The organism is Psychrobacillus sp. NPDC096389 (assembly GCF_044762855.1).
In the GTDB taxonomy this organism is placed as follows: Bacteria; Bacillota; Bacilli; order Bacillales_A; family Planococcaceae; genus Psychrobacillus.
Genome location: NZ_JBIWFB010000005.1, coordinates 191,948 through 215,914, shown reverse-complemented (window position 1 = coordinate 215,914; position 23,967 = coordinate 191,948). Strand labels below are relative to the sequence as shown.

Here is a 23,967-nt window from a genome sequence, read left to right as displayed (position 1 = left end):
TTTCTGTCGTAAATAAGAAAAAAGAGAAAGGAGTTCGATTTTCATGCAAAATACAGGCTTAAAAGTGTTACTTCATGCAAGCACTTGGTTCGCTCCATTTCTTGTCCCTTTTATCTTATTTTTAGTTGTAGATGATGATGAAGTGAAAAAGCTTTCGATTCAAGCAGTGTTATTTCAGCTTGTCATGTCCGTATTAATTACTATCTCTATTTTCTTAATTATTTTCTTAATAGGTATCCCGATGCTTATTATTTTTGGTATAATGGCATTTGTTGTTCCAATTATCGGAATAATTAAAGCGATTAATGGAGACAAGTTTAACTATCCGATTGTTGGATCTTGGATTAAATAAGTCTTCTCATATAAAAGGGGAATTAGGATGACTACTAGAATTGGAATTGATGCAGGTGGAACGTTAACGAAAGTTGCTTATTGGGATGAAAAAAAGGAAATGTCGTTTCAAAAATTTCCTTCATCCGATTTTAATGCCGTAAAGGACTGGCTAGAAACAAATCACTCGTTAGCTTCTATCTGCCTCACTGGTGGTCGAGCAGAACAGCTAAAAAGATATCTTTCATCGAAAATTGAAATCCCTTACATAGTGGAATTTGATGCGACGATGAACGGAGTGATGTACCAACTAAAGGAAGAAGTCGTTTCCAGTGATTCGGCCATAATTGCCAATATCGGTACTGGAACTTCTATACATATTATGCAAGATGAAACACATAGTCGTATTGGTGGAACTGGAGTAGGTGGTGGGACACTACTAGGTTTGGGATCGGCTTTAACGGGAATCAGCGACTACAAAGATATAATCGAGCTATCCAAAGAAGGAAAACGTGGATCCATTGATATTTTAGTGAGTGACATATACCAACACAATAAACTTCCTATTAAAGGTTCATTAACAGCAAGTAATTTTGGTGGTATTGCGTTGAAATCAGAAGAAACGAGAAATCATTCCGATTTGTTAGCTGGTGTACAAGGGATTATTGGCGAAGTAGTGGCTACGCTTTGTATTCAAGCAGCTGATGCCCATCGTGTAGAAGATGTTATTTATATTGGTTCTACATTAGAAGAAAATGAATTACTCCAAAAAATTATTGAATCTTATACGATTTTAAAGCAGAAAAAACCAATCTTTTTAGAAAAACATGGGTTTAGTGGAGCGATAGGTGCATTGTTAGAAAACAAATAAAAAGAATCATGTATATCTGTTGCATTATTGGAAAGTGCGTGTTATATTTAAAGAGGATTATTTTTGTTCGGTTAGTTAGTAGGTGGCAACACTTTTACTTAACAGTGTTGAGCAAGGATAGTAACAAAATGTGTGCGTCAAATTGCACACGAGGAGGAAACAAACATGGAACAAGGTAAAGTAAAATGGTTTAACTCAGAAAAAGGATTCGGATTCATCGAGCGCGAAGGCGGAGACGACGTATTCGTACACTTCTCAGCTATCCAAAGCGAAGGTTTCAAATCTCTTGACGAAGGTCAAGAAGTAACTTTTGAAATCGAGCAAGGCCAACGTGGTCTTCAAGCTACTAACGTAGTAAAAGCTTAATTTTAAACCTAAACTTTAACAGACTCTCTTAGGAGAGTCTGTTTTTTTGTCGTTTAGGAAATTAGAACAACTTTGACATAAGGTTAGACCTATTTTATTGTGTGTGATTTAGGACTAATGCGTCATAAGGAGATCGCGAGCCTTCGTGCTTGCCGCGCTACGGTAATTATATCCGAGCTATTTATCTGGAGAAGATTGCCCAATAAAAAAATGCGCAATGTTCTAGTCATTACTCGCAACATTGTAGAGGATTCACGCAACTTTCCACTTCAAACCCGCAACATTATGAATCATTCGCGCAACTTTGACAAAAATAAGTCACAGTCATCGTCGTCTCAGCCTAAGTAAACTTGTTGTTTTAAGAATTAGTTGCTTTAATATGCAATTTAGTTGCACTTGCACTAATTTTAGTTGCTCTCGGTGTAGAATTAGTTGCTCTCAATGACTAGTTGGTTGCCCTAAGCCTTTCACTGGATACACTCAATTGTTCCACTATTGAGTAAGATGTGACTTCACAATGTATGCATAAACGGCGGGATGGCTCATCGCACACCGGGCTGAAAGCGTCCGTCCTGCAGCGAAAATCACGGCAGACACCTTAATAGACCTCAATAAGAAGCACTTTCCTATTATGCGCACCATGCTCATTTGCCAGTCGTTGCAGACATAGGCGCCTGCGCTTTTCTTATGGTATTATTATATAAAAACAACACAATCTGAGTTTTAGGAGTAAAAATAAATGAAAAAGTGGAAAAAAGAAATTAACATAAACGTTCCAATTGAATTTGCATGGACCTATTTTTATGGAGATATAGAAAAAAAGAAAAAAATCTTTCCAAAAGTAGTAGGAGAGGAATATATAAAACAAACGGAGTCAGTAATCGGATCGGTTATCCGTCAGATGTATCAAAATGGTTCTTTAACGGAACAATATGAAATAACGATTGAAAAATATAAAGATGAGCCAAATGACAAAATGATTCAAGAACACTTCCTATTAAACGATCGCTTTCGAATGACCATTGACTATGAACTGCAAAAGGAAGACGATACAACGACCAAGTTCATCTATACGTCCATCAATAAGCCTAAAAATCCGCTGTTTAGCGTTTTTCAGTTATTTGGAAGCGATGAAGTAATAGTTAACTTTATGAACCGCACAAAAGAGACGATTGAAGCTGCATACAAAAAAACAACTGCCCTTTAACTTTTCGGCAGTTGTTTTAATACGGCTTCTCTAGCGAGTGCATGTGCTGCTTTGTTTTGATCATCCGGAATCCATTTGATGAAAAACAAATCAAATGTATCGCTTATCGCTAACACTTTTTCTAAGATTGCCGCAAATTCTGCATTTTTTGCATAACGCTTCTCAACTGCAGCAAGCACGATTTGTGAATCGGTTCGAACAGACACAATAGTAGGAGACAGTTTTTGTGCTTCTTCTACTCCTCTAAGTAATGCCATAAATTCTGTCGTATGATTTGAGTAATGTCCGATGAACTCGCTAAACTTTAGATGATGTCCTTCACCCTTAATGAAAATGCCGATTCCGCTTGGACCTGGATTTCCTGTAGTTGAGCCATCAATATAAATTTCTAACATGTCATTCCCCTTTAAAATATGGTTACTTTTTAGTCTGAACTACTTATAGTATACTTGCAAACAAAAGAAACATAATAGTACAATTATGTATGTAGCGAGGAGCGTAAAACGAATGAAAAACACACAAATTATAAATGAAATTGATCATATATTACAAAAGTATTGTGATGGATGTTTTGTCCGGACACAGCTTAGAAAAGAAAAAGGAAAAACAGTTGCACATCAGTTTTGCATCCATGGCTGTACAGTAGGTGAAGAGATTAAGCAAAAAGGAGAAAAACTTCAGTAAAAAAATCCCACGACCATTTGTCGCGGGAAGAATCGTTTCTAACTATTTTTAATAACGTTTGCAGCTTGAGGACCACGGTTTCCTTCAACGATTTCGAACATAACTTCTTGTCCTTCTTCGAGAGCACGAAACCCATCACCTTGAATACCTGTAAAATGGACGAAGACATCTTCTCCATCATTATACTCGATAAATCCATAGCCTTTTTCATTATTAAACCATTTTACTTTCCCCTGTTGCATAAACGTTCCTCCCTCGGTCCACTAAAAATTCTGATAATGGATAAATATACTATACAGTAAATGACAACTATCGTCAATAATATGTCGAATTTTTACTGTTATATTCGCTCGACTCCACGTTATAATTAAATAAAAAAGGTTGGGATACATATGAAAGTTAACGTAGAGCCGCTATCCGATTTAAGTATAGCCAAAAATGCCAAAATGCAACCAATTCGCCAAATTTCGGATAAATTAGGCATTCTAGAAGATGCATTAGAACAATATGGTAACTACAAAGCTAAAATTGATCCAACAAAAATAGCAGTGAAAACAAATTTAGGAAAAGTAGTGCTTGTAACAGCAATAAGCCCGACAGCGGCAGGAGAAGGCAAATCTACCGTAACCGTTGGACTAGCAGATGCCATGAAAAAAATTGGCCAATCTGTTGTAGTAGCGCTTCGTGAACCATCTTTAGGTCCAGTAATGGGTGTAAAGGGTGGTGCTACTGGTGGAGGTTTTGCACAAGTTCTACCAATGGAAGAAATAAATTTACACTTCAATGGAGACTTACATGCCATTACAACTGCCAACAATGCATTGGCTGCAATGATAGACAATCATATTCATCAAGGAAATGATTTACAAATAGACCCTAGAAGAATTATTTGGAAACGCGTACTTGATATGAATGATCGGGCACTACGCCATATTACGATTGGTCTTGGCGGTCCTACCCAAGGAGTGCCGCGAGAAGACGGATTTGATATTACGGTCGCATCTGAAATTATGGCCATTCTTTGTTTGGCAAAGAATTTAGCAGATTTAAAGGAAAGACTAGCGCAAATCGTCATCGGTTATACATATGCAAAAGAACCTATAACTGTGCGAGCTTTAGGGGTTGAAGGTGCCCTGACTTTATTATTAAAAGAAGCAGTTAAACCAAACTTAGTGCAAACAATTGAAGGAACACCCGCTCTTATACATGGTGGACCTTTTGCCAATATCGCACATGGCTGTAATTCTATTATTGCGACGAAAACAGCGATGAACTTAGCGGATGTCGTGGTGACTGAAGCAGGATTTGGTGCCGATTTAGGTGCGGAGAAGTTTATGCATATTAAGTCACGTCAAGGTGATTTATCGCCAGACGCAGTCGTTATTGTAGCAACGATTCGAGCGCTTAAAATGCAGGGTGGAAAACAAAAAGAGTTGTTAAAAGAAGAAGACGTACACGCCCTTCTTAAAGGAACTAACAATTTAGAAAAGCATATAGAAACTATTCGGGCATTCGGTATCGAGCCAGTTGTTGCCTTGAATAAATTCTTTACGGATACAGAAGCAGAGCTAAATGCATTACTCACGTGGTGTGAAGAAAGAAATATTGCTATTGCTTTAACCGAAGTGTGGGAAAAAGGTGGAGCAGGTGGAGTGGAATTAGCAAAATTAGTGTTAAACGAACTAGATAAGCCATCTAATTTTGCCCCTCTATACAATGTTACAGATACGATTGAACAAAAAGTCCGTACAATTGTCCAGCAAGTGTATGGAGGAAAAGATGTAGTGTTTACGGACGCTGCCAAAAAACAAATCGATCAAATAACGGCATATGGGTGGGATGCACTTCCAATTTGTATGGCAAAAACACAGTATTCTTTATCCGATCAACCGAAATTATTAGGAAGACCAACTGACTTTACAATTACAGTTCGAGAAGTTATTCCTAAGCTAGGCGCAGGGTTTTTAGTTTGCTTAACCGGAGATATTATGACCATGCCAGGACTACCTAAAAAACCAGCAGCATTAAATATGGATGTTTCGGAAGATGGACATGCAATCGGATTATTCTAACTTTCTTCCGCAAATATATTTTCTGCAACGCGCTTGCGCAGGAACCTATTCGATTAATCTAGAAAGACTGCTTAATTAGCAGTCTTTTTTAGTTTTATTCGTTATAATGGATAATAGAACATTAAAGGGGTAAGGAAAATGAATTCAATCCAACAATGCGAACAATTAGTCAAAGAAGTGTACAAGCATTTTGATGCAAGTCATGATTTTCAACATATTGAAAGAGTGCGTAAAAATGCGTTCGAAATCGCATCTTGTGAGCCTAAAGCTGACTTAGAACTTATCGAGTTAGCAGTACTTTTACATGATGTCAGTGATCCCAAATACGCTTCAGGTGAAGAAAAGCAAGAGGAAGATAGAATCCTCCGCCTTATTGGCTTATCAGATGAAAAGGTAGATCAACTAAAAACGCTCATTAAATCCATTTCCTTTAATGGAGGAAATGAACTAATAGCCAGTACAATAGAAGCCAAAATCGTTCGAGACGCAGACCGACTAGATGCAATAGGAGCAGTCGGAATTGCGCGTACTTTTGCTTACGGTGGGGCAAAAGGCAGAAAGTTATATGATGCAGATGAGACACCAAGAGACAATATGTCTGTAGAAGAATATCGCTCCAAAGAAACAGCATCCGTTACGCATTTTTATGAAAAATTATTAAAACTGGCGGACGGAATGCTGACGGAAAAAGGAAAAGAACTTGCAAAAGAGAGACATGCATTTATGGAATTATTTTTGCAAAACTTAAGAACAGAAACAGGGGAACATATATGAGTCATTTAATCATTTCAAACTTAACAAAAACAGTTGGAGAAAAAACACTGTTTGAAAATATAAGCTTTACGATAAACGATCATAATCGAGCTGGATTAATAGGGATTAATGGTACTGGTAAATCTACATTTCTATCGATTATTGCTGGTCAATTAGAAGCGGATTCCATCGATCGTGATCATCCAAACAAATACCGAGTTGCGTATTTGGAGCAGCAACCAGTATTCGATAAAGAAGAAACAGTTTTGCAAACAGTATTTAGTGGAGATTCTCCTATTTTAAAAATTAACCGAGAATATGAAGAGGCATTGCTAGCTTTAATGGAAGATTCAGGTTCAACAGAACGGCAAAACAAACTGATGGACTTACAACAAAAAATGGATGATTTGCAAGCATGGGATGTCAATGCACTTGCAAAAACGGCATTAACGAAACTAGGAATTACGCAATACGAAGATTCTATTCTTCATCTATCTGGTGGTCAACAAAAAAGAGTAGCACTTGCAAAAGTGTTAATCGAACCGGCAGATTTACTTTTACTAGATGAGCCTACCAACCATTTAGACAAAGAATCAACGGATTGGTTACAAGATATGCTTCAACGAGTGGAAGGCTCTATTATCTTTGTCACGCATGATCGCTACTTTTTGGATGCAGTTGCAACGCATATATATGAACTTGCCGATAAAACACTTTACACACATACAGGGAATTACGCAGATTATTTAGAGTCGAAAGCATTACGAGAAGAAATGAATGCAGCATCTCAACAAAAGCTTCAAAACTTATACCGCAATGAATTAAAATGGATTCGAAGAGGAGCAAAAGCTAGATCGACGAAACAAAAAGCGAGAAAAGATCGATTTGAAGAAATCGATGCTAAAATTGATCGTAATAACTCTACTCAAAATCTAGATTTAGAAATGGCGACAACTAGACTTGGTAAACAAGTGCTAGAAGGAATAAACATTTCGAAAAGATTTGATTCCAAGAAAATTGTAGAAGACTTTTCTTTCTTATTACAAGCCGGGGACCGCATTGGGATAGTCGGCCCGAATGGCGTTGGAAAAAGTACATTGCTGAAAATGCTAGCAAGAGAAATACCAATGGATTCTGGAGAAATAATGGTCGGTTCAACAGTTAAGCTCATGCATTTTTCGCAACAATTACCTAAGTTAAATGAACAGACAAGAATGATAGAATATGTACGAGAATCTTCTAACTTAATCGAAACGGGTTCTGGAGAAAAGTTTTCAGCAGCACAAATGTTAGAACGATTTTTATTTCCATTAAACACACATGGTACACAAATTGGGAAACTTTCGGGCGGAGAGAAAAAACGGTTAGTGTTACTAAAAATGTTAATGGAACAGCCGAACGTTCTGTTTATGGACGAACCTACGAATGATTTAGACATTCAAACTTTATCTGTGTTAGAAGATTTCATGGAAACTTTTCCTGGTGTAATCGTGACTATTTCTCATGACCGATTTTTCTTGGATCGTATAGCGAAAAAACTATGGATTTTAAATGGGGACGGTTCTGTTAAAGAGTGGTTAGGAGTTTATTCTGATTACTTAGAAGAAGCAAACGAAACTCCAATGGAAGTGGAGGAAGTAATCGTAAAAGAACTTCCGCCAGTTAAAGTGGCAAAAGAGAAAAAGAAAATGTCGTATAAAGAACAACGAGAATGGGAAACAATTGGCGAGGAAATCGAAAAAACAGAGCAGCTGATCGTGGAATTGGAAGAGAAAATTTTAACGGCTGGCTCCGATTTTACCTTGCTACAGGAACTAACGGACAAGCTAGAACAAGCAAATAGCACTTATGAACAATTAATAGAGAGATGGTCTTATTTAGACGAAATCGCTTCTTCTTAATCTTAATTACTGGAGGTATATAGGATGAAAATAGTTACAATTGAACCAACACCAAGTCCAAATACGATGAAGGTAGTGATCGATCAAGAGCTGCCATTTGGTAAAAGCTATAATTATAAAAGAGACAATATTCAAGGTTCCCCAAAAGAAATACAAGAACTTTTTAAAATAGAAGGGGTAAAAGGGGTCTATCATGTTGCGGACTTTTTAGCAATTGAACGCATTTCTAAAATTAGCTGGGAATCTATTTTAGCTTCTGTAGAAAATGTATTCGGAGCAGACAATGAAGAAGCAACTAGTGAACAACCATTAGACCATTACGGGGAAGTATATGTCCATGTACAACAATATAAAGGGATTCCTCTTCAAGTAAAAGTGTTTGATAGCGAATCAGAATCACGTTTTGGTTTATCCGATCGTTTCACTAAAGCATTGGATGAAGCAATGGAAGGCGATAAAGAAAACTATATTATGCTTCGCAAATGGGTAGATTATGGTGTTCGTTACGGTGATCAAAAAGAAATTGGAGAACAATTAGTCAAAGAATTAGAAGCAACTTTCCCACAAAGCAAATTGCAACAGCTAATTGAAGAAAAAGATCAGCATACAGAAGAAAAAGCAGCTGTTCGAGTTCCATTCACATTGGAGCAATTTGAAGTAAGTGAATGGGAAGAGAGATTCCAATTGCTTAATAATTTGATCAACCCTGAATTAGAAGACTTGACGATTTTGGCAAAAGCGGTAGAAGATGAACAAGTATCCATTCGTCGTCTAGCTACGGTATACCTTGGATTAATAGAAGATGAAGCAGTAATTCCTTATTTAGAAATTGCTCTAAAAGATAAAAGTGGAGCAGTGCGTAGAACAGCAGGGGATGCAATGAGTGATTTAGGTTTTGAACAATTTGCAGATGTGATGAAAGTTGCATTGTTTGATAAAAACAAACTTGTCCGCTGGCGTGCAGCAATGTACTTCTATGAAGTTGGTGATACAGATGCCTTGCCTGCTTTAAAAGAAGCAATGGAAGATAAAGAATATGAAGTAAAACTCCAAATTCGTATGGCCATTGCCCGAATTGAAGACGGGGAAGAAGCAAGAGGATCCGTTTGGAAACAAATGAGTGAAGCGAGAAAATAAGAAAAACTTTTGTTAATCCTTTTCGGGCATGTATTTCCATTCATGGTTAACATAGGATCTATATGCAATAATTAAGCATGGAACTTTCAAAAATATATGGTACTCTATTGTTGTAAGAAAAACAGGCTTGGTAACCTGTTAGAAGATCTCCCTTCGAATTTCTTACACGATCGCTTAAGTATACAAGCCTCACGTTGAAGAGTGAGGCTTTTTTGTATGCTCTGATATCATGTATTACATATGGACAGAATCTGTTTGCACTGTTGTATAAACACTAACACCTTCGAGAGGGATTTTTAAAATTTCTAAGTCGAAGGTGTTTTTTATTTGAGCAGATAAATGTATAGCTATAAAGATTAGCCCTTATTTTTAATTGTAGATTGCCTTTATTCATTATGATAACAGCATTGAAAGCTTCATATAAAGCATAAGGAAGATAGTAGAAAGACATGAATACAAAAATTGTAGGTACTTTTTCTACGATAGGAAAGTAACCAACTAGAAAATTCTTAACTGTAATGCCTAGTAAAAACATTAATAGCACTACAACTATCGCTATTAAAAGTAATAATGGTGTCAATTTAGTTTCTTTTAGTTTCGCTTTACAGTGTGGGCATTTCATAGTAAAAGTGGAAGAAAAGTGCTCGAAATCTTTGATAGTAATCGGTTCTTGGCAACCGGGGCAAGGTATTGAAGTATTCATGAAAGGTTCTCCTTAAGAAAAATTATTAGTTCAATCTAATGTATAATTGGATTTTCTAATACAAGCATTAGAAACTTATGGTAAAGTTTTGTTAGTGAATGAAGATTAGCTTTCTTGTTCTGAAAATATTTAAGAAGAATTAGGATTATTAATTAATGGAGAGGATGAATATATTTGTATAACAATTTAGAGACATTAACTAGCCATCCGGTATTTCATTACTTTGCAGAGATTTCCAATATCCCTAGAGGCTCTGGTAATGAGAAAGGAATCAGTGATTATTTAGTTCATTTTGCACAAGATCGAAACTTAGAAGTAATACAGGATGAATCATGGAATGTCATTATAAAAAAAGCTGCTACTGCTGGATATGAAAATACGCCAACAGTCATTATTCAGGGGCATATGGATATGGTTTGCGAAAAGAATAAGGGCACTATCCATGATTTCGAGAAGGATCCTCTTCAATTGAGGGTTATTGGAGAAATGTTATATGCTACGGATACAACGCTTGGCGCAGACAATGGAATTGCTATTGCATATGCTCTAGCTTTATTAGATGCCAATGATATAGAGCATCCCGCACTGGAAATAGTAATAACAACGGAAGAAGAAACGACGATGAACGGAGCGCTTGCTGTAGATGTTACGCAATTGGAAGGGGAAATTTTGATAAATATTGATTCTGAAGAAGATGGAAAGTTACTAGTCAGCAGTGCTGGTGGGGTACGTGTAGTGCAAAAGCTTCCGATTGTATGGCAAGATATATCAGAAGATGAAGCTAGTTATTGTATTAGCGTGAAAGGGTTAAAAGGCGGTCATTCTGGCATAGAAATTGATAAAGAGCGAGGGAACTCTATCAAACTTCTAGGAAGAGTATTACAGGATTTGTCTACAGATTTTTCATGCTCTATACAACAATTAAATGGTGGCTTGAAATCAAATGCAATACCACGAGAAGCGGATGCTACGGTGTTAATTCGATCTGATGAAGTTAAAAAGATAACAGAAAGAATTAAAGAATGGAATAGTATATTTAAAACGGAGCTACAATCTTCAGATCCAGGGATATCGATTGAATTTAAAAAAAGTGAAAATACCTTTCCGAAAGCTTTTTCGAAAGAAACGGTGGATAAAACTTTTACATCCCTATTATTAATTCCTCATGGCGTTCATGGAATGAGTATGGGAATAGACGGATTAGTGGAGAGCTCATCCAATTTAGGGGTTGTTTCAACAACAGACAGTGAAGTAACATTCGTAAGTGAAATTAGAAGTTCAGTCAAAAGTATAAAAACCTATATGGTCCATCAAGCAAAATCGATTGCACAATTACTTGGGTGTGACATTATAATCGATTCCGATTATCCGGAGTGGCCATACAATCCTGACTCCAAAGTGAAACAATTATTTGAAGAGACGTATAAAGAGAAATATGGCAAAGAAATCGAGGTAATTGCTGTACATGCCGGGATTGAATGTGGGGTATTTATTGAAAAAATTCCTGGATTAGATGCTGTTTCCATCGGACCAGACATGTTTTTGGTGCATACTCCTGAAGAGCATGTAAGTATCCCTTCGACTATAAATAACTGGGAATTTTTCATTTATACTCTAAAAAGGATGAAGGACTTTTATTAACCTTCAATTGGACTGTACAGAATATGTTGGCGTTTTTGGGTAAAAAATTAAGCAACTTTTTACTTACTTTCACATATTAACAACATCATTCATTTTTAGTTGAATGGTGTTTTTTGACTTGATGTTCCAACTACTTTTCCTATTTAAAGCGTTTAAATAATGAGTAATGGGTAAATAATAAAAAGGATAAGTGATGCTATAAAGAACGGGGGAGTAATATGCGCGAAGAAATCATCGAAAAAGAAGCTACTATAAAAGATGAAGTACATATCACATATTATTTTTCTATTTTGTTCACCATATTAGGAACACTCTCCATTCTTTTATTATTATATTTTAAAATGGACAGTTTCAACTTGTTTACAGTACTGCTTTCTATATCTGCTGGAGGACTACCACTCGGAGTGATCGGAGCGTTTATCGATTATAAAATATCTGAAATCAAAGGAAAAAGTAGTAAAACTATATAGGGGCTACCTACTGCTAACATACAAGGACCATTATTATGCAACTAACGAATATAATGAGTATGGAGAGGTGGGTGAATAAATGAATCAAGCACTTATTAATGAGGAAAGAACCACGTTAATCGCTCGATTGTTTACCTTGGGAGGCACAGTATTATTTTTCATTGGTTCATTTGTTACAGTAAATGTGGCTGTGCAATCGTATAACAGGATGCTAACGGAGAGAAATTAATAAAAAATAGAGGAAGTTTCCTATTAAGCACCTTGGAAGGTGCTTTTTCTATGTGTACAATAAAGAAAGACTATCCAACAAAAAATACAGTAGAAGGAGGAAGTGAGTTGAAATTTTTGAAAATACTTTTTAGTATCGTTTTCATTGTCGGAATTATTGGTTTTGCTGCATACTATTTCGTACCAAAAATAATTGCGGATCAAGTAATGGAAAAAGTAACGGTTGAACTAGAAGATAGGGGACAATTGGACAATATCAAAGAAGAAATACAGAAAGACCCACAATTACAGGCTTTTATAGAAGAAGGAAAAAATGTCGATAGTAGTCAGCTACCATTTCAAACAAAAGAAGAAGCAACAAGAGTGCTGCTTAAAAAGTTTAAAATAAGCGAATTGCAAGAAATCCAAGCAAAAGCTAAAAATGGAATGACAGAAGAAGAAAAGCAAGCCCTTTTAAATCAGATTGAAGGTAAATTAACAGAAGAAGAAATGCTAGCGTTAAAGGCTTTAGCTTATAAGGAATTGTCCAAGTAATGGTGTTACTATTTCCACTCCTCCTCAGTTGGAATCATGATCGAGCTTCAGAGTAGAGTGGAGGGATTAATTGGATAAAGCATAAAAGACATATTTTTACGCTAATGATTGGTATTTTATCGGTAGGTTTGTTATTCGGTTGTAACGATGTCGATGAAGATGAGTCAAACCTAAGTGAAGAACTTTCCGAACAGCAAGATTAAATAGTCAATAATGTATATTAACATCGTTCAAAAAAGAACGGTGTTTTTATTTGTTTTTTTAAAGGAGATTATTAAAGTATATGAGACCCTTTTTCTTTTACTTGTTTACACCTGTTTTCTAGCTCATTTCGAGTACAGGCGGTATTCATAATATATTTCATGTACATCAAAAATCAACTTTATCCATTCCAAGTGAATTGGCCATTGGCACATATGATTCATTAGCGCAGAACAGTAGCTGATTTTTCTTATTCAGAGATTTTATTCATAAAAAACACCCCAATTTTTAGAGTGTGCCTAACAATTGGAGTGTAGTTCATTTTTCTGAGAGGTGTGATTTCTTATACTGATTTTTAAGTCTATTGGAGTCGGGTGATAACAAGGTGTGCTGAAACTGACCTTGCTCCTCCAGCAGAAGGGGTGATGGTTAGTGCTGGGGTGTTGCCAGCAGGATTTCGTACAGTAAGTACTGAATTCATGGTTGTCGTAGTTACAAGAGCCGTTCCTACTATCTGCGAAGTACCCGTTGCCCGTCCGACCACTGTGTAGGGTAGGTCAATATTATTAAGAGTTAAAATTAGTTGGCCGGGTTCTGTAACACTCACCTGAAACAATACTTGGTAAGTTCCAATTGCAGCCAAGGTAAATGAATCTGCAGTAGCTCGAACAATATCCGTCCCACTAGTAGGTCCATCTTGCGGGAAATCCACATCACCCCCAGCCGCAACAGTTGCTGCATTATCAGGAGGCATCAACGCAAAAAAATCCGCAAATGCTAATGCTCCTCCTGGTGGTCCTGGAGGTCCAGGGGGACAGATACATCCTCTCAATCGAACGCTTGGAAGCGAACGATTTCCACAACCACAGTTATTGTTTTTTGACAAATTAATCACCTCCTCTACTACTACCTCTAGAATATGTCAGCAATAACATATCTGTTTGGGGAAAACAAAGAGTGAACATAAGTTATTTTCATATTAGATATTAAGCAGATTAAAACTCAACATAAAATTCATTAAATGTATAACACCGTTGAAAAGGTGCATTTCGAGTACCCATAAACTTTTACTCTGTTATTGTCACATTTTCATTTTCCAATGGTAGTAGTTATGCCAATGCTCTAGGAACCAGTGTAGATGTTGTCAATAAATAGCCCAAAGGAGGTAAATAAGCCTGTAGAAGATAAGTGTATAGAATGTAGAGGTAGAGAATTTGCCTTTGGTAATATAGAAAAAGTCGCTTTGGTCTCTAAATATTTTTACAAGGATTGTGTATTTTCTGAACGCAACACGTGGAATCGACTTTAGAAAATAGCCTTAATTCAAAAGATTTCGCCATGCAAATCTATGAAACTATCAGCGAATAGAGGGCATCAACGATCAATATACTGGCTGGTGAATAAATATATAAACAATTTTCCTAGTGAATGTGACGTACTCCGAACTGTAGGGTAAAGAATTTCTGATTTATCGCAACTCTTGGAGAGCAACAACTGGAGGAAGGTAATGAAAATACCTGAGGTTGTTTATGAAAATGAACAATGAAAAAAAACAATAAACAAAGGCGACCAAGATTTTCTTCATATAGAGTCACGTTAGAGCAGTTATTCCAATCAAATTACGAGATTTTAAACATTTTGTAAAAATGACTTAAGCAGAACAGGCACAGCCATTAATTGAGACAGAATTAAGTTTTTATGTATATATTTTTAAATCGATACCTAAATCCTCTAATAAATTGAAACTTGCTTAAGCAATAGAAGGACAAATATGGCCTAATAAGAAACCCAATCTTGATAAACTAGTGCAGGGTATAAAGTACGGCATGAGTAAAGTTCTAAGGCATAACAATACACAGACTTTAATATGGCAATTCGCAAGTTCTATTCAGACAATCCAAGGACTGTGGTGAAAGTTAAATAATCACTGACGGGCTAGGCTGCCTGATAAAAAGTTAAAGACAGGTAAAACCTGTCTTAGACTGTATTATGAAGCTCTTTGTCATCAGCAGTAACCTTCGCCGTAACCGCGACCTAAGAAACTTGCACCGATAATAATCAAAAGAATAAACAGAACAACAAGTAAAGCGAAACCTGAACCGTTTCCGTATCCGCCAACCGCTTCTCCCATATTGAACACCTCCTATATTTGGAATAGTACCTTTTATGACAATAATAAAGGTAATTCTAATTCATTTGTTTGGTTTTAAATAAATCATTAAAAACCACTGGAGGCATAGCAAGCGTGATATGACATGCTCTTCAGTTACTAAGTAGCTTATTCATCATTTGAAAAAGCATTGGGGCAAATGTCCCTGAGAAATGAATGAAATCAACTTGATGGGCAGTGGCGCTGACATCCTAGCAAACAAAAGAAGAGCTAAATAGCTCTTCTTTTAGACTGTCAAATGCAAAATATGTTGAGGACCTTTTGGACCTTCATAAAATTCGTTCTCATCTACAAATCCTGTTTGTAAATAAAGATGATAAGCGGGCGTATTCCTCTTATTAACACCGAGGACTACTTCGTTAGTTCCTAGAAGATTATTCCTAACAAAATCAGGTAATAACTGAAGACCGTTCTTTGCCAATCCCTTTCCTTGATATTTTGAATCAATGGAGAAAGCTGTCAGCAAACGAGCTTCAGGGTTATTGGTGTACTTTAAAAGCTTTTCTCCATCTTCTAAAGCAAAATAACCTACGGGGACACTGTTTTCAAGTATTAATACATGTTTAGCACTATTAGAAACTTGAGGATTTTTAATTTTATCCAAAGGCATACTGGTAAATTGAAGTTGCTCTTCAGGCAAATGGTAGTTGGATAGTTGTTCATCGAAAGTATCACTGTATTCAACCAGTATAACGGAAGACTTTAAATCGTTAGACGGCATTTTATTTCCCCCCAATATGTATTGATTTAAGTATAGTCTATTAATCGATAATGAACAAGAAAAATAGAACGTATATTCTTTTTTGACTTATAAACGAATAGAAAGTTTTGCTTTTAGACTAATAAATACACGAAAAAATAGACCCTTTTCAAGGTCTATTAAGTAGCATTTCACAATTCACATATTCCTTAATGATTAGTAACTCAATAACATCTTGAGTAGAGTATGAATAGGAGGCATGTTTCGGAACAAATTCATTGAATTGTTTAACTATCTCGTTCAGACTTTCCACATAAAAATCATTTATGGTTAACTCTAGTTTCATTATATTACTCTCCTTTTTTACATAAGCATTCACCAATATATAATGATTTATTCAATTAACTAATTGATATCTACCGCAACAGCAAAAAGTAACCTCTATATGAAAGTATTGGGTAAATTGAATCTGGAGGCTTGGATTAAGGGGATTTAGTTGGTATTCAATTTGATTTAATTTGGGAATTCATTGTAAATAATTTATTTGAATTAAGCTGATCTTAGATAAAAAATAAAGTGGCTACAGGTCAATCAGTAGATATTGCTATAGAACAATACCAATTATTGTGCAACCCTTTGTACTTCTTATACCGTCAAAGTTGAAACAACGAACAGGAATTCACCTCTGTATCCATAAAAGAGTATCTTAAGGTTAATAGCACTTGGAGTAATCGGAGGGATAGCATGGGATACTTTGTTGAAGTAGAACAAGGAGTAAAAATATATGTAGAGGATATCAATCCAGCGGGAAAGAAAACAATACTGTTTATACATGGATGGCCTTTAAGTCATAAGCAGTTTGAATATCAGTTTAATGTTCTTCCAGCAATGGGTTTTCGATGTATAGGCATTGACTGGAGAGGCTTCGGTAATTCGGATAAACCAATCAGTGGGTACAATTTTGACAGATTGGCAGATGATGTTCATACAGTAGTAAGAGCCTTGCAGCTAAACGATTTCACACTCGCTGGACATTCAACTGGAGGGGCAATCTCGATTCGATATATGGCTCGATATCAAGGTTATGGAGTATTAAAACTGGTCTTAATAGACGCGGCTTCTCCGTCTAGTGTGGAAGAAGAAGTAGCAAATACTTTCATTACTGAAACACTTAATGATCGCCCTAAAATGCTCCGAGGAGTAACAGATATTTTCTTCTTCCAGTATATTTCGATTCCATTATCTGATTGGTTTTTTCAGTTAGGATTAGAGGCTGCTGGTTGGTCCACTGCAGCGATTATGATGACATTAAGAGATGAGAATGTGTACCGCGATCTTGGAAAAATATTAGTTCCCACACTAATTATTCATGGTATTCATGACAAAGTTGTTCCGTTTCATAAAGGGCAAGAAACAAATAAGTTAATAAAGAATTCACAGCTTGTCCCATTTCAATACAGTGGTCATGCTCCTTTCTTGGAAGAAAAAGACAAGTTTAATCAACAATTAATACAATTTATTGGCTGATAGTTGTCTTAAGGGAAAAATGGTAAACAATTGCAGAAACTAAAAATATGAAGTGGATGTAGATAGTAACAAATAATGTGAACATCTATATGAAGCTAATTTTGCAACTTGTTAGAATGAAAACATTATTGATACTTAAAAAGAATTTTGAGGTAAGCTCTCGTAAATTCAATTATTAAAAACATTGGATGATGTTATAGCTGCTGATCAGCTTAGAACGAATTCATTCATCTGACAAGCACTTGCAAGAGATATTGGAGGGCTAAAGAAAAAAATAATACGTTGGATGCAAGAAGATAATATTACCAGTATAAATTATACTATTGAAGGAAATTTTATAGGATGTGAGATCCCTTCGCAGAATCTCATGAATTACAGCTCCTCTGTTGAAGCAGAGGAGCTTTTTTTGTTTGTTTTTAATAAGGATATAGACATTATTTTTTCAAAAATGTACTATTAATTTAATTGGGAAGGGGAGAAGACATATGTATTCAAAATTTATCAAAAGTGTCTTAGTTGCAATATTTGCTCTAGGAGTATTTACTTTTCAAGTAAATACAGTTGAAGCAGCTTCGAAAGTTATGTGGGGGAAGACTGAGTTAAAACTTGGTCAAATCGGTAAAGTTACAATTTTAACACCAACAAATTTAGTGAAACTGAATGCTGATCAATCACTCACAGCTGTTCGTACTTTGAAAAAAGGTGAGGAATTTAGGGTCTATAGTTATAAAGGGAATTCAGGTGGCCTTTATGGTGTAGGTGGGGGCAGTTTTATACAGCAGAATTCTAAAGTTAAATATGAAACACCATCAAAAAGTAAACTAGCTTTATTAAAAGGAGTAACAGGCGGCCTAGCTCCAAAAGTAGGATTGAAACTCACGTATTATCCAAATTTTATTGACGACACAACACAGTCTTTTATTGTAACTAAATCTTCTTCAGATCCATCATCATATACTAAATTAACTTCAGTGAGTAATGAATATGAATACATCTATGCTGAAAATAGTAGTGGTATTAGTTTTGGTATGAATGAATCCGATTTTATATTTTTTAATTTAACTTATCCGTTCATAGAAGGAAAAGAAACGATAAATAGTTACTTCACGGAAGATTGGGAAGAAGCTATTGATTATCTAGAGGTTGAAAGCACAACGAGTACAATAACCGTAAAAGCTGGAACATTTAAAAATGTTGTTATTATTAAATATTCAAACGGTACAAGGGATTATCTTGCTCCTGACTTTGGTATAATCAAAACTGTTGATTCATATGGGGAAACTATAACTGAACTTATTTCAGTTCAATAGCTCTAGCTGAAAATATCGCTGGAATGTCTGCAGTGAAATTATTAGTTGTAGTAAATAATGTTCAGACTGAAAATGTTGTTCATTAAAATTTGTATTGTATAGAAAGAACAAATCACCAACCTTTGCGGTTGGTGATTTTGTGATATTACCGTGTATATTTGTAAAACATGTTTAACAAAAATATTTATGGTTTTACATAAAAGTCACAGTAATCACGAAAAAGTCACAAAAATTTTGAAAAGGCGTGAAAATATACGAAAACAGTATAATAGCAAATGCTATACAAGTCCTGTTATAATAGGATTTGTGAATATAAATGAAAGCAGGCGATAGTATGAACGCTTACGACGAGTATATGCAGGGCATAGTCAAACCAATGAGAAGTGAATTAACAAATGCAGGATTTAAAGAATTAGTAACTCCAGAAGATGTACAGGACCATATGGCAAACGCAGAAGGAGTTTCCCTAATCGTTATAAACTCCGTATGTGGTTGTGCAGCAGGACTAGCAAGACCAGCAGTAATAGCGGCAGTGGAAGAATTAGAAGTGAAACCTACTAACTTAGTTACTGTATTTGCTGGGCAAGATCAAGAAGCAACTGCAACGATGAGAGGTTACTTTGAAGAAGTACCACCAAGTTCGCCTTCAATCGCGATTTGGAAAGATGACCAATTGGCTTATTTCATTCCACGCGAGCAAATTGAAAGCAATTCGATGGAAACAATTAAAGAGCATCTGTCTGGTGTTCTGACACAAATCGTTTCTTCATGAAAACAATTGTAACTACAGCTGGTCGAACGAATGATTTATTTGTTCAAAAGGCAAAAGAAATTGCTAGTGAACTAACTTTGCCCTATGTTAGACGTCAAAAGAAGTCTATGCAGAAGTTGCAACAGGAGCAGCAGGCTAATGTATTAGTTGTTAGTAAGGAGAGATTGGAACTGTATGTGTACGGTTCTACTTCTCCTTTTTTCTTTCACCCAAATTCGGCAGCATTTCGGATGAAGCGAATATTAAATGGAGAAAAAGACTTACTACTAGAAGCGTTGAATTTACAAGAAGGAGATCGTTTTTTAGATACAACTGCAGGGTTATGCTCGGATAGCATACTAGCTTCATTTGCAGTTGGAGAAAAAGGAGTAGTCGATGCTTGTGAAAAAGATGCAATGATTGCTTTTGTAGTAGAGCGCGAACTAAAATCCTATGAAACAGAAAGCATGGAATTGCAAGAAAGTATGCGGCGTATCCATATCATCCAGCAAGATGCAGTAGATTATTTAAAAGAAATGGAAGCTAATTCTTATGATGTAGTTTATATGGATCCTATGTTTGAAGAAGTGATAGAAGAATCGTCCAATTTCCAAACACTTCGGGAAGCTGGAGTGCATGAATCTTTGTCTAATGAATGGGTGGAAGAAGCGAAACGTGTGGCCAAAAAAAGAGTAGTTCTAAAAGCTCATTTTCGATCACCTCTGTTTGATAAATATCAGTTCAAGCAGTTAACGAGATTAACTTCTAAGTTTCATTATGGCATTATCGATATTTAAAAAAGCTGTCAATGATGACAGCTTTTTGTTAGTCTGTAAAGTTAAGTGACGTTAAATATCCTAATAAAAATAAAAAGCCGATACCAATGATTAAATCTGCGTCCATAGTGACTTTCCTCCTTACTTTAAAAAAGCTACTGAATGTCTACACTTTTTATTGTACAATGAATACATAGAAGAAGAAACCTTTTGTTCGTAAAAACGTTTCGAATAGTAAGAAGCTTTATAAATTTGGTCATAATTGAAGGTGATAAAGAATGAAAAAGTGGTTGCAAAAGACGATTATTATTACGGTCGCTTTCTTAACATTTGGACTTATCTCTCCTAACCATCTAATTTGGGAGCAATTATTAGATAACAAAAATCCGACGAAATCCATTGCTTCGGATGCGAATACAAGTGAATTTGAATTTGATCAAGTATCCATTATAGATTCACTAGATTCACCAAATTTAAGTGAAACGATTTCCAGAGCAGCTAGAGAGCAAGCATACATAAAATTCGGCAATCGAATCGGACCAGTGATACAAAATGAATTTGACGATGTCATTTTCCCTCGAATACAAGAAGTAATAGACACAACCATAGCTAAAGTAGAAAGCGAAAAAGCAGCAAACCTATCGATTACAGAACACCCTTCAGGGGAGTACCACGAAAAAATATTTCACATTTACAATGAACACACAAGAAAAGATTTCATTCGATTTCATGTAAGAACCGACAAAAAACCGCAAGATGGATATTACTTCAATTTTCATTATCACCTAGCTGAAGATAATTATTCCAAACATTATGCATTAGGCGAAATTTTTTGGTCGAAGAATACACCGCCTAAATGGTTATCCTAAACACTCGTAAAAATTACGAGTGTTTTTTTATTGGGAAATATTAATATACCAATATTTTTTTGACATCAAGCCGTTGTTTAAGTAATTATTTAGTCTATCGAAAAATCATGTATTTAAGCATGCACCCCAAATTGTACCCCAAGATTTTTCGAATTTCGATTTCATCTCCGGATGTTGTGCATCTAGAACCTATAGCAATAAAGCAATTATCAGTTCAGTTCTTTTTTTTAGAAGGCATTTAGATTCCTTCTCTAGTGTTGATTTTATTAATGGATCGGGTGGAATACTAAAGTTGTTAACATTAAAAGTTAGGAATGCTTCAGTTTAAAATTCATTCGTCTCGATTTGCTTTCTCAATATTGCAGCTAACAGAACAATAGTTTATTGTTGTATTCGGCAATATGGTTCATCAACTTAAACGATTGAACTGATTATTGGAGGTTTTTTACTGACATGAATAAACAGGACCAACTAAATATGATTAAAGAAGATTTTATTAATTGTCAAAAAGTATTATTGGCAATCGGTGACGAAACTCGTCAATCGATCTTGTTAGTTCTAATGGGAACGGATTGTCAAACAGGATTACGAGTGGGAGAAATCACGAAGCAAACACATCTTTCTCGACCTGCTGTGTCCCATCATCTGAAGGTTTTACGAGATGCTGGTGTTATTTTAATGCGTAAGGAAGGGACAAAAAACTTTTATTATATTAATGTACATTCAGAATTAGGTTTATTAAAAACGCTTGTGTTGGATATTGATAAGTTCATGCAGAACTTCTATGGAAATAATGAAATCTAAAGATATTTTGTTTGGGGGAATAGGCTATGAGAGCAATGGTTATGGATAGGTATGGGAAAGTTCCAATGCGTTTAGCAGAAATGCCCACACCTGAAATTGGTGAAAATGAGGTACTCGCGGAAATTCATGCAGCTAGTATTAATCCTGTTGATTTTAAGATACGGGATGGCAAAGTGAAAATGTTAGTTAATTATAAAATGCCTCTTATCTTAGGCAATGACTTTTCCGGTGTCGTTGCAAAGGTTGGCGCAAAAGTGACTCGTTTTAAAGTTGGTGACGAAATATATGCACGTCCACGTAAGAGTAAAATCGGTACTTTTGCTGAATATATCGCTATTCACGAAGATGACATCGCCTTAAAACCTAAAAACTTGAGCTTTGAAGAAGCAGCATCGATCCCGCTCGTTGGGCTAACGACCTATCAAGCCCTAGTAGACATTTTACAATTACAAAAAGGACAAAAGATCTTAATTCATGCTGGATCTGGAGGTGTCGGTACCTTTGCTATTCAACTGGCCAAATTAATGGGTGCCACTGTTGTAACTACGGCAAGTGATGCTGGGGCGAAGTTAGTAAAATCCCTTGGCGCAGATGAAATTATCAATTACAAGACAGAAAAATTTGAGGAGATACTGAAAAACATGGATGCCACATTTGATACACTTGGAGGAGATATACTCGAAAAATCATTCCAAGTGGTAAAAAACGGAGGGAAAATTGTTTCCGTTTCTGGTTTACCGAATGCCCGGTTTGGTAAAGAATATGGTTCCGGATTTTTGAAAACTTTCTTGTTTTCAGTAGCGAGTAATAAACTTACAAAACTTGAAAAGAAGCACGATGTTCAATATACGTTTTTGTTTATGAAACCAAGTGGAGAACAATTAAGTATAATCTCGAACTTTATTGAGACTGGTAATATCAAACCGATAATTGATAAAGTTATTCCATTTGAAGATGCTCAAAAAGCAATGGAATATGCGGAGTCAGGAAGGGCCAAAGGGAAAATAATATTAAAAATCAAATAGTTGACAAATGAAGTAAGAAAAGCCTAAATTCACGCTTTTGACAGAGAAAATTTAGGCTTTTATAGTGTGATTCACATAACTCTTTCGAATAAGTACCTTACTAATTCTTATTTTTCACAAGCCCATCCATCCTTATCGCGATCCATTTTGGAGTGATAAGCAGGATGGTCGGATGAAACACCTGACGGATATACAGTTCTTAATTCAGTGCAGTTCGCAAAATATTCTTTTTCACTAGAAATATTAGTAGAGGATACATTCGAATTACTAGAAGAACTATTTGATGAACTACTAGCTGCTGCAATTGTCTTCTCAGCAGCTAACTGATCTTTTAGCTCATTTACTTGAGTTTCAAGTGAAGTTTTATTTTCAGTAAGTTCTGCAACTTGCTGTTGTAAAATTTTGTTCTCAGATTCAAATTTCTTATCAGTGTCGATTTGAGAAGTAACTTGTTCTAAATCGGTAGAGAGTTTATCTTTTTCCTGCTGTAATTCTTCATTTGTAACTGTTAATTTTTTTATATCCGACTGTAGCTTTTCATTTTGGTCTACCAATTCAGTGTTTTTGGCGATTGAGTCATCCAGTTGTTTCTGAATTCCCGTATCGGAGAGAGAGCTTCCAATGATAAAAAGTACCAATCCACCTACAAAAGTAGAATAGAAAATCTTTTTGGATAGATAATGATTTCGATTTCTAATTTTACGTAAAAAATGTATGACTAAATATATTAAAGAAAATAAGAGAGTGAAAAAACCGATAAGTAAAAAAGCAGCATCCATTGTGTTGTTACCTCCTGATGTTAGAAAAAATCAAGTAAATATCACTTTAATTGTTTTACAAATTTAAATTGTGTTAGCTTCCAAATCATCCGTGGTGCTATAAACTACAAAATCGCTATCTCCTCCTTCCCTTGTTTTTATGACATTTGAAATGTGAA

Annotated in this window: 28 protein-coding genes; 20 read left to right on the top strand and 8 right to left on the bottom strand. The window is 35.6% G+C overall.

Annotation, left to right across the window (positions count from 1 at the left end):
- The first annotated feature begins 43 nt into the window (after nucleotides 1-43).
- The 4 genes from ACIQ38_RS14410 (at nucleotide 44) to ACIQ38_RS14395 (ending at nucleotide 2,774) form a co-directional block, all read left to right on the top strand.
- Nucleotides 44-352, top strand: a complete 309-nt coding sequence (locus ACIQ38_RS14410) for a magnetosome magnetite crystal formation protein family (RefSeq protein ID WP_402824184.1) — start codon at nucleotides 44-46, stop codon at nucleotides 350-352.
- A gap of 27 nt (nucleotides 353-379) precedes the next feature.
- A complete protein-coding gene (coaW, locus tag ACIQ38_RS14405; RefSeq protein ID WP_402824181.1) occupies nucleotides 380-1,201 on the top strand; it encodes a type II pantothenate kinase in 822 nt (273 codons plus the stop codon).
- Nucleotides 1,202-1,366: 165 nt separating this feature from the next.
- Entirely contained in the window at nucleotides 1,367-1,567 is a 201-nt protein-coding gene (locus ACIQ38_RS14400; RefSeq protein WP_053589685.1) for a cold-shock protein, read from the top strand.
- Between the two features lie 739 nt (nucleotides 1,568-2,306).
- Nucleotides 2,307-2,774, top strand: a complete 468-nt coding sequence (locus ACIQ38_RS14395; protein WP_402824177.1) for an SRPBCC family protein — start codon at nucleotides 2,307-2,309, stop codon at nucleotides 2,772-2,774.
- On the opposite strand, the gene ACIQ38_RS14390 is transcribed toward ACIQ38_RS14395, so the two are convergent.
- On the bottom strand, nucleotides 2,771-3,169 hold the full coding sequence (locus ACIQ38_RS14390) for a reverse transcriptase-like protein (protein ID WP_402824174.1): 399 nt from the start codon (nucleotides 3,167-3,169) through the stop codon (nucleotides 2,771-2,773). The two genes, ACIQ38_RS14395 and ACIQ38_RS14390, sit on opposite strands and share 4 nt — an antisense overlap.
- A gap of 112 nt (nucleotides 3,170-3,281) precedes the next feature.
- On the opposite strand from ACIQ38_RS14390, the gene ACIQ38_RS14385 reads away from it, so the two are divergent.
- On the top strand, nucleotides 3,282-3,458 hold the full coding sequence (locus tag ACIQ38_RS14385; RefSeq protein WP_402824171.1) for a zinc-finger domain-containing protein: 177 nt from the start codon (nucleotides 3,282-3,284) through the stop codon (nucleotides 3,456-3,458).
- Between the two features lie 38 nt (nucleotides 3,459-3,496).
- On the opposite strand, the gene ACIQ38_RS14380 is transcribed toward ACIQ38_RS14385, so the two are convergent.
- Complete coding sequence (locus ACIQ38_RS14380) at nucleotides 3,497-3,700, bottom strand: cold-shock protein (RefSeq protein WP_402824169.1); 204 nt, start codon at nucleotides 3,698-3,700, stop codon at nucleotides 3,497-3,499.
- Between the two features lie 150 nt (nucleotides 3,701-3,850).
- On the opposite strand from ACIQ38_RS14380, the gene ACIQ38_RS14375 reads away from it, so the two are divergent.
- The 4 genes from ACIQ38_RS14375 (at nucleotide 3,851) to ACIQ38_RS14360 (ending at nucleotide 9,321) form a co-directional block, all read left to right on the top strand.
- Nucleotides 3,851-5,530, top strand: coding sequence for a formate--tetrahydrofolate ligase (locus tag ACIQ38_RS14375; RefSeq protein WP_402824166.1), 1,680 nt, complete (start codon nucleotides 3,851-3,853; stop codon nucleotides 5,528-5,530).
- 138 nt (nucleotides 5,531-5,668) lie between these two features.
- Nucleotides 5,669-6,304: an HD domain-containing protein gene (locus tag ACIQ38_RS14370; protein ID WP_402824163.1), complete on the top strand. Its 636-nt coding sequence runs from the start codon at nucleotides 5,669-5,671 to the stop codon at nucleotides 6,302-6,304.
- On the top strand, nucleotides 6,301-8,184 hold the full coding sequence (locus tag ACIQ38_RS14365) for an ABC-F family ATP-binding cassette domain-containing protein (RefSeq protein ID WP_402824160.1): 1,884 nt from the start codon (nucleotides 6,301-6,303) through the stop codon (nucleotides 8,182-8,184). Before ACIQ38_RS14370 ends, ACIQ38_RS14365 begins: the two co-directional genes overlap by 4 nt.
- Nucleotides 8,185-8,208: 24 nt before the next feature.
- Complete coding sequence (locus tag ACIQ38_RS14360; RefSeq protein ID WP_402824157.1) at nucleotides 8,209-9,321, top strand: virulence factor; 1,113 nt, start codon at nucleotides 8,209-8,211, stop codon at nucleotides 9,319-9,321.
- Nucleotides 9,322-9,595: 274 nt separating this feature from the next.
- Here ACIQ38_RS14360 and ACIQ38_RS14355 read toward each other — a convergent pair whose 3' ends face one another.
- A complete protein-coding gene (locus ACIQ38_RS14355) occupies nucleotides 9,596-10,024 on the bottom strand; it encodes a hypothetical protein (protein ID WP_402824154.1) in 429 nt (142 codons plus the stop codon).
- A gap of 174 nt (nucleotides 10,025-10,198) precedes the next feature.
- Here ACIQ38_RS14355 and ACIQ38_RS14350 point away from each other — a divergent pair, with 174 nt between their 5' ends.
- The 4 genes from ACIQ38_RS14350 to ACIQ38_RS14335 all read left to right on the top strand — a co-directional run bounded on the left by ACIQ38_RS14350 (nucleotide 10,199) and on the right by ACIQ38_RS14335 (nucleotide 12,897).
- A complete protein-coding gene (locus tag ACIQ38_RS14350; RefSeq protein WP_402824151.1) occupies nucleotides 10,199-11,665 on the top strand; it encodes an aminoacyl-histidine dipeptidase in 1,467 nt (488 codons plus the stop codon).
- Nucleotides 11,666-11,883: 218 nt separating this feature from the next.
- Nucleotides 11,884-12,135, top strand: coding sequence for a hypothetical protein (locus tag ACIQ38_RS14345; RefSeq protein ID WP_402824148.1), 252 nt, complete (start codon nucleotides 11,884-11,886; stop codon nucleotides 12,133-12,135).
- A 79-nt stretch (nucleotides 12,136-12,214) separates the two neighbouring features.
- Entirely contained in the window at nucleotides 12,215-12,364 is a 150-nt protein-coding gene (locus ACIQ38_RS14340; protein WP_402824145.1) for a hypothetical protein, read from the top strand.
- 107 nt (nucleotides 12,365-12,471) lie between these two features.
- On the top strand, nucleotides 12,472-12,897 hold the full coding sequence (locus ACIQ38_RS14335) for a hypothetical protein (RefSeq protein ID WP_402824142.1): 426 nt from the start codon (nucleotides 12,472-12,474) through the stop codon (nucleotides 12,895-12,897).
- 562 nt (nucleotides 12,898-13,459) lie between these two features.
- On the opposite strand, the gene ACIQ38_RS14330 is transcribed toward ACIQ38_RS14335, so the two are convergent.
- The 4 genes from ACIQ38_RS14330 to ACIQ38_RS14315 form a co-directional block, all read right to left on the bottom strand.
- On the bottom strand, nucleotides 13,460-13,984 hold the full coding sequence (locus ACIQ38_RS14330) for a collagen-like protein (RefSeq protein WP_402824139.1): 525 nt from the start codon (nucleotides 13,982-13,984) through the stop codon (nucleotides 13,460-13,462).
- A gap of 1,119 nt (nucleotides 13,985-15,103) precedes the next feature.
- Nucleotides 15,104-15,229, bottom strand: coding sequence for a YjcZ family sporulation protein (locus ACIQ38_RS14325; RefSeq protein WP_402824136.1), 126 nt, complete (start codon nucleotides 15,227-15,229; stop codon nucleotides 15,104-15,106).
- 265 nt (nucleotides 15,230-15,494) lie between these two features.
- Nucleotides 15,495-15,989 carry a GNAT family N-acetyltransferase gene (locus tag ACIQ38_RS14320; RefSeq protein WP_402824133.1) on the bottom strand — a complete coding sequence of 165 codons (495 nt, stop codon included), beginning with the start codon at nucleotides 15,987-15,989 and terminating at the stop codon, nucleotides 15,495-15,497.
- 148 nt (nucleotides 15,990-16,137) lie between these two features.
- Nucleotides 16,138-16,314 carry a hypothetical protein gene (locus tag ACIQ38_RS14315; RefSeq protein ID WP_402824130.1) on the bottom strand — a complete coding sequence of 59 codons (177 nt, stop codon included), beginning with the start codon at nucleotides 16,312-16,314 and terminating at the stop codon, nucleotides 16,138-16,140.
- 398 nt (nucleotides 16,315-16,712) lie between these two features.
- On the opposite strand from ACIQ38_RS14315, the gene ACIQ38_RS14310 reads away from it, so the two are divergent.
- From ACIQ38_RS14310 to ACIQ38_RS14280, 7 genes are all read left to right on the top strand, one after another.
- Nucleotides 16,713-17,495, top strand: coding sequence for an alpha/beta fold hydrolase (locus tag ACIQ38_RS14310; protein WP_402824127.1), 783 nt, complete (start codon nucleotides 16,713-16,715; stop codon nucleotides 17,493-17,495).
- Between the two features lie 485 nt (nucleotides 17,496-17,980).
- Nucleotides 17,981-18,805 (top strand): hypothetical protein, encoded by an 825-nt coding sequence (locus ACIQ38_RS14305; protein WP_402824124.1) that lies wholly within the window; start codon nucleotides 17,981-17,983, stop codon nucleotides 18,803-18,805.
- 334 nt (nucleotides 18,806-19,139) lie between these two features.
- Nucleotides 19,140-19,577: a BrxA/BrxB family bacilliredoxin gene (locus ACIQ38_RS14300; RefSeq protein WP_402824121.1), complete on the top strand. Its 438-nt coding sequence runs from the start codon at nucleotides 19,140-19,142 to the stop codon at nucleotides 19,575-19,577.
- Complete coding sequence (locus ACIQ38_RS14295; protein WP_402824118.1) at nucleotides 19,574-20,353, top strand: class I SAM-dependent methyltransferase; 780 nt, start codon at nucleotides 19,574-19,576, stop codon at nucleotides 20,351-20,353. Before ACIQ38_RS14300 ends, ACIQ38_RS14295 begins: the two co-directional genes overlap by 4 nt.
- Nucleotides 20,354-20,610: 257 nt before the next feature.
- On the top strand, nucleotides 20,611-21,201 hold the full coding sequence (locus ACIQ38_RS14290) for a YpjP family protein (protein ID WP_402824116.1): 591 nt from the start codon (nucleotides 20,611-20,613) through the stop codon (nucleotides 21,199-21,201).
- A gap of 453 nt (nucleotides 21,202-21,654) precedes the next feature.
- Entirely contained in the window at nucleotides 21,655-22,005 is a 351-nt protein-coding gene (locus tag ACIQ38_RS14285) for an ArsR/SmtB family transcription factor (RefSeq protein WP_402824113.1), read from the top strand.
- A gap of 26 nt (nucleotides 22,006-22,031) precedes the next feature.
- On the top strand, nucleotides 22,032-23,030 hold the full coding sequence (locus ACIQ38_RS14280) for an NADP-dependent oxidoreductase (RefSeq protein WP_402824110.1): 999 nt from the start codon (nucleotides 22,032-22,034) through the stop codon (nucleotides 23,028-23,030).
- Nucleotides 23,031-23,137: 107 nt separating this feature from the next.
- Here the strand turns inward: ACIQ38_RS14280 and ACIQ38_RS14275 are convergent, their stop codons facing one another.
- The gene (locus ACIQ38_RS14275) at nucleotides 23,138-23,809 is read right to left on the bottom strand and encodes an excalibur calcium-binding domain-containing protein (RefSeq protein ID WP_402824107.1); all 672 of its coding nucleotides are present in this window, start codon (nucleotides 23,807-23,809) and stop codon (nucleotides 23,138-23,140) included.
- Nucleotides 23,810-23,967 lie beyond the last annotated feature (158 nt).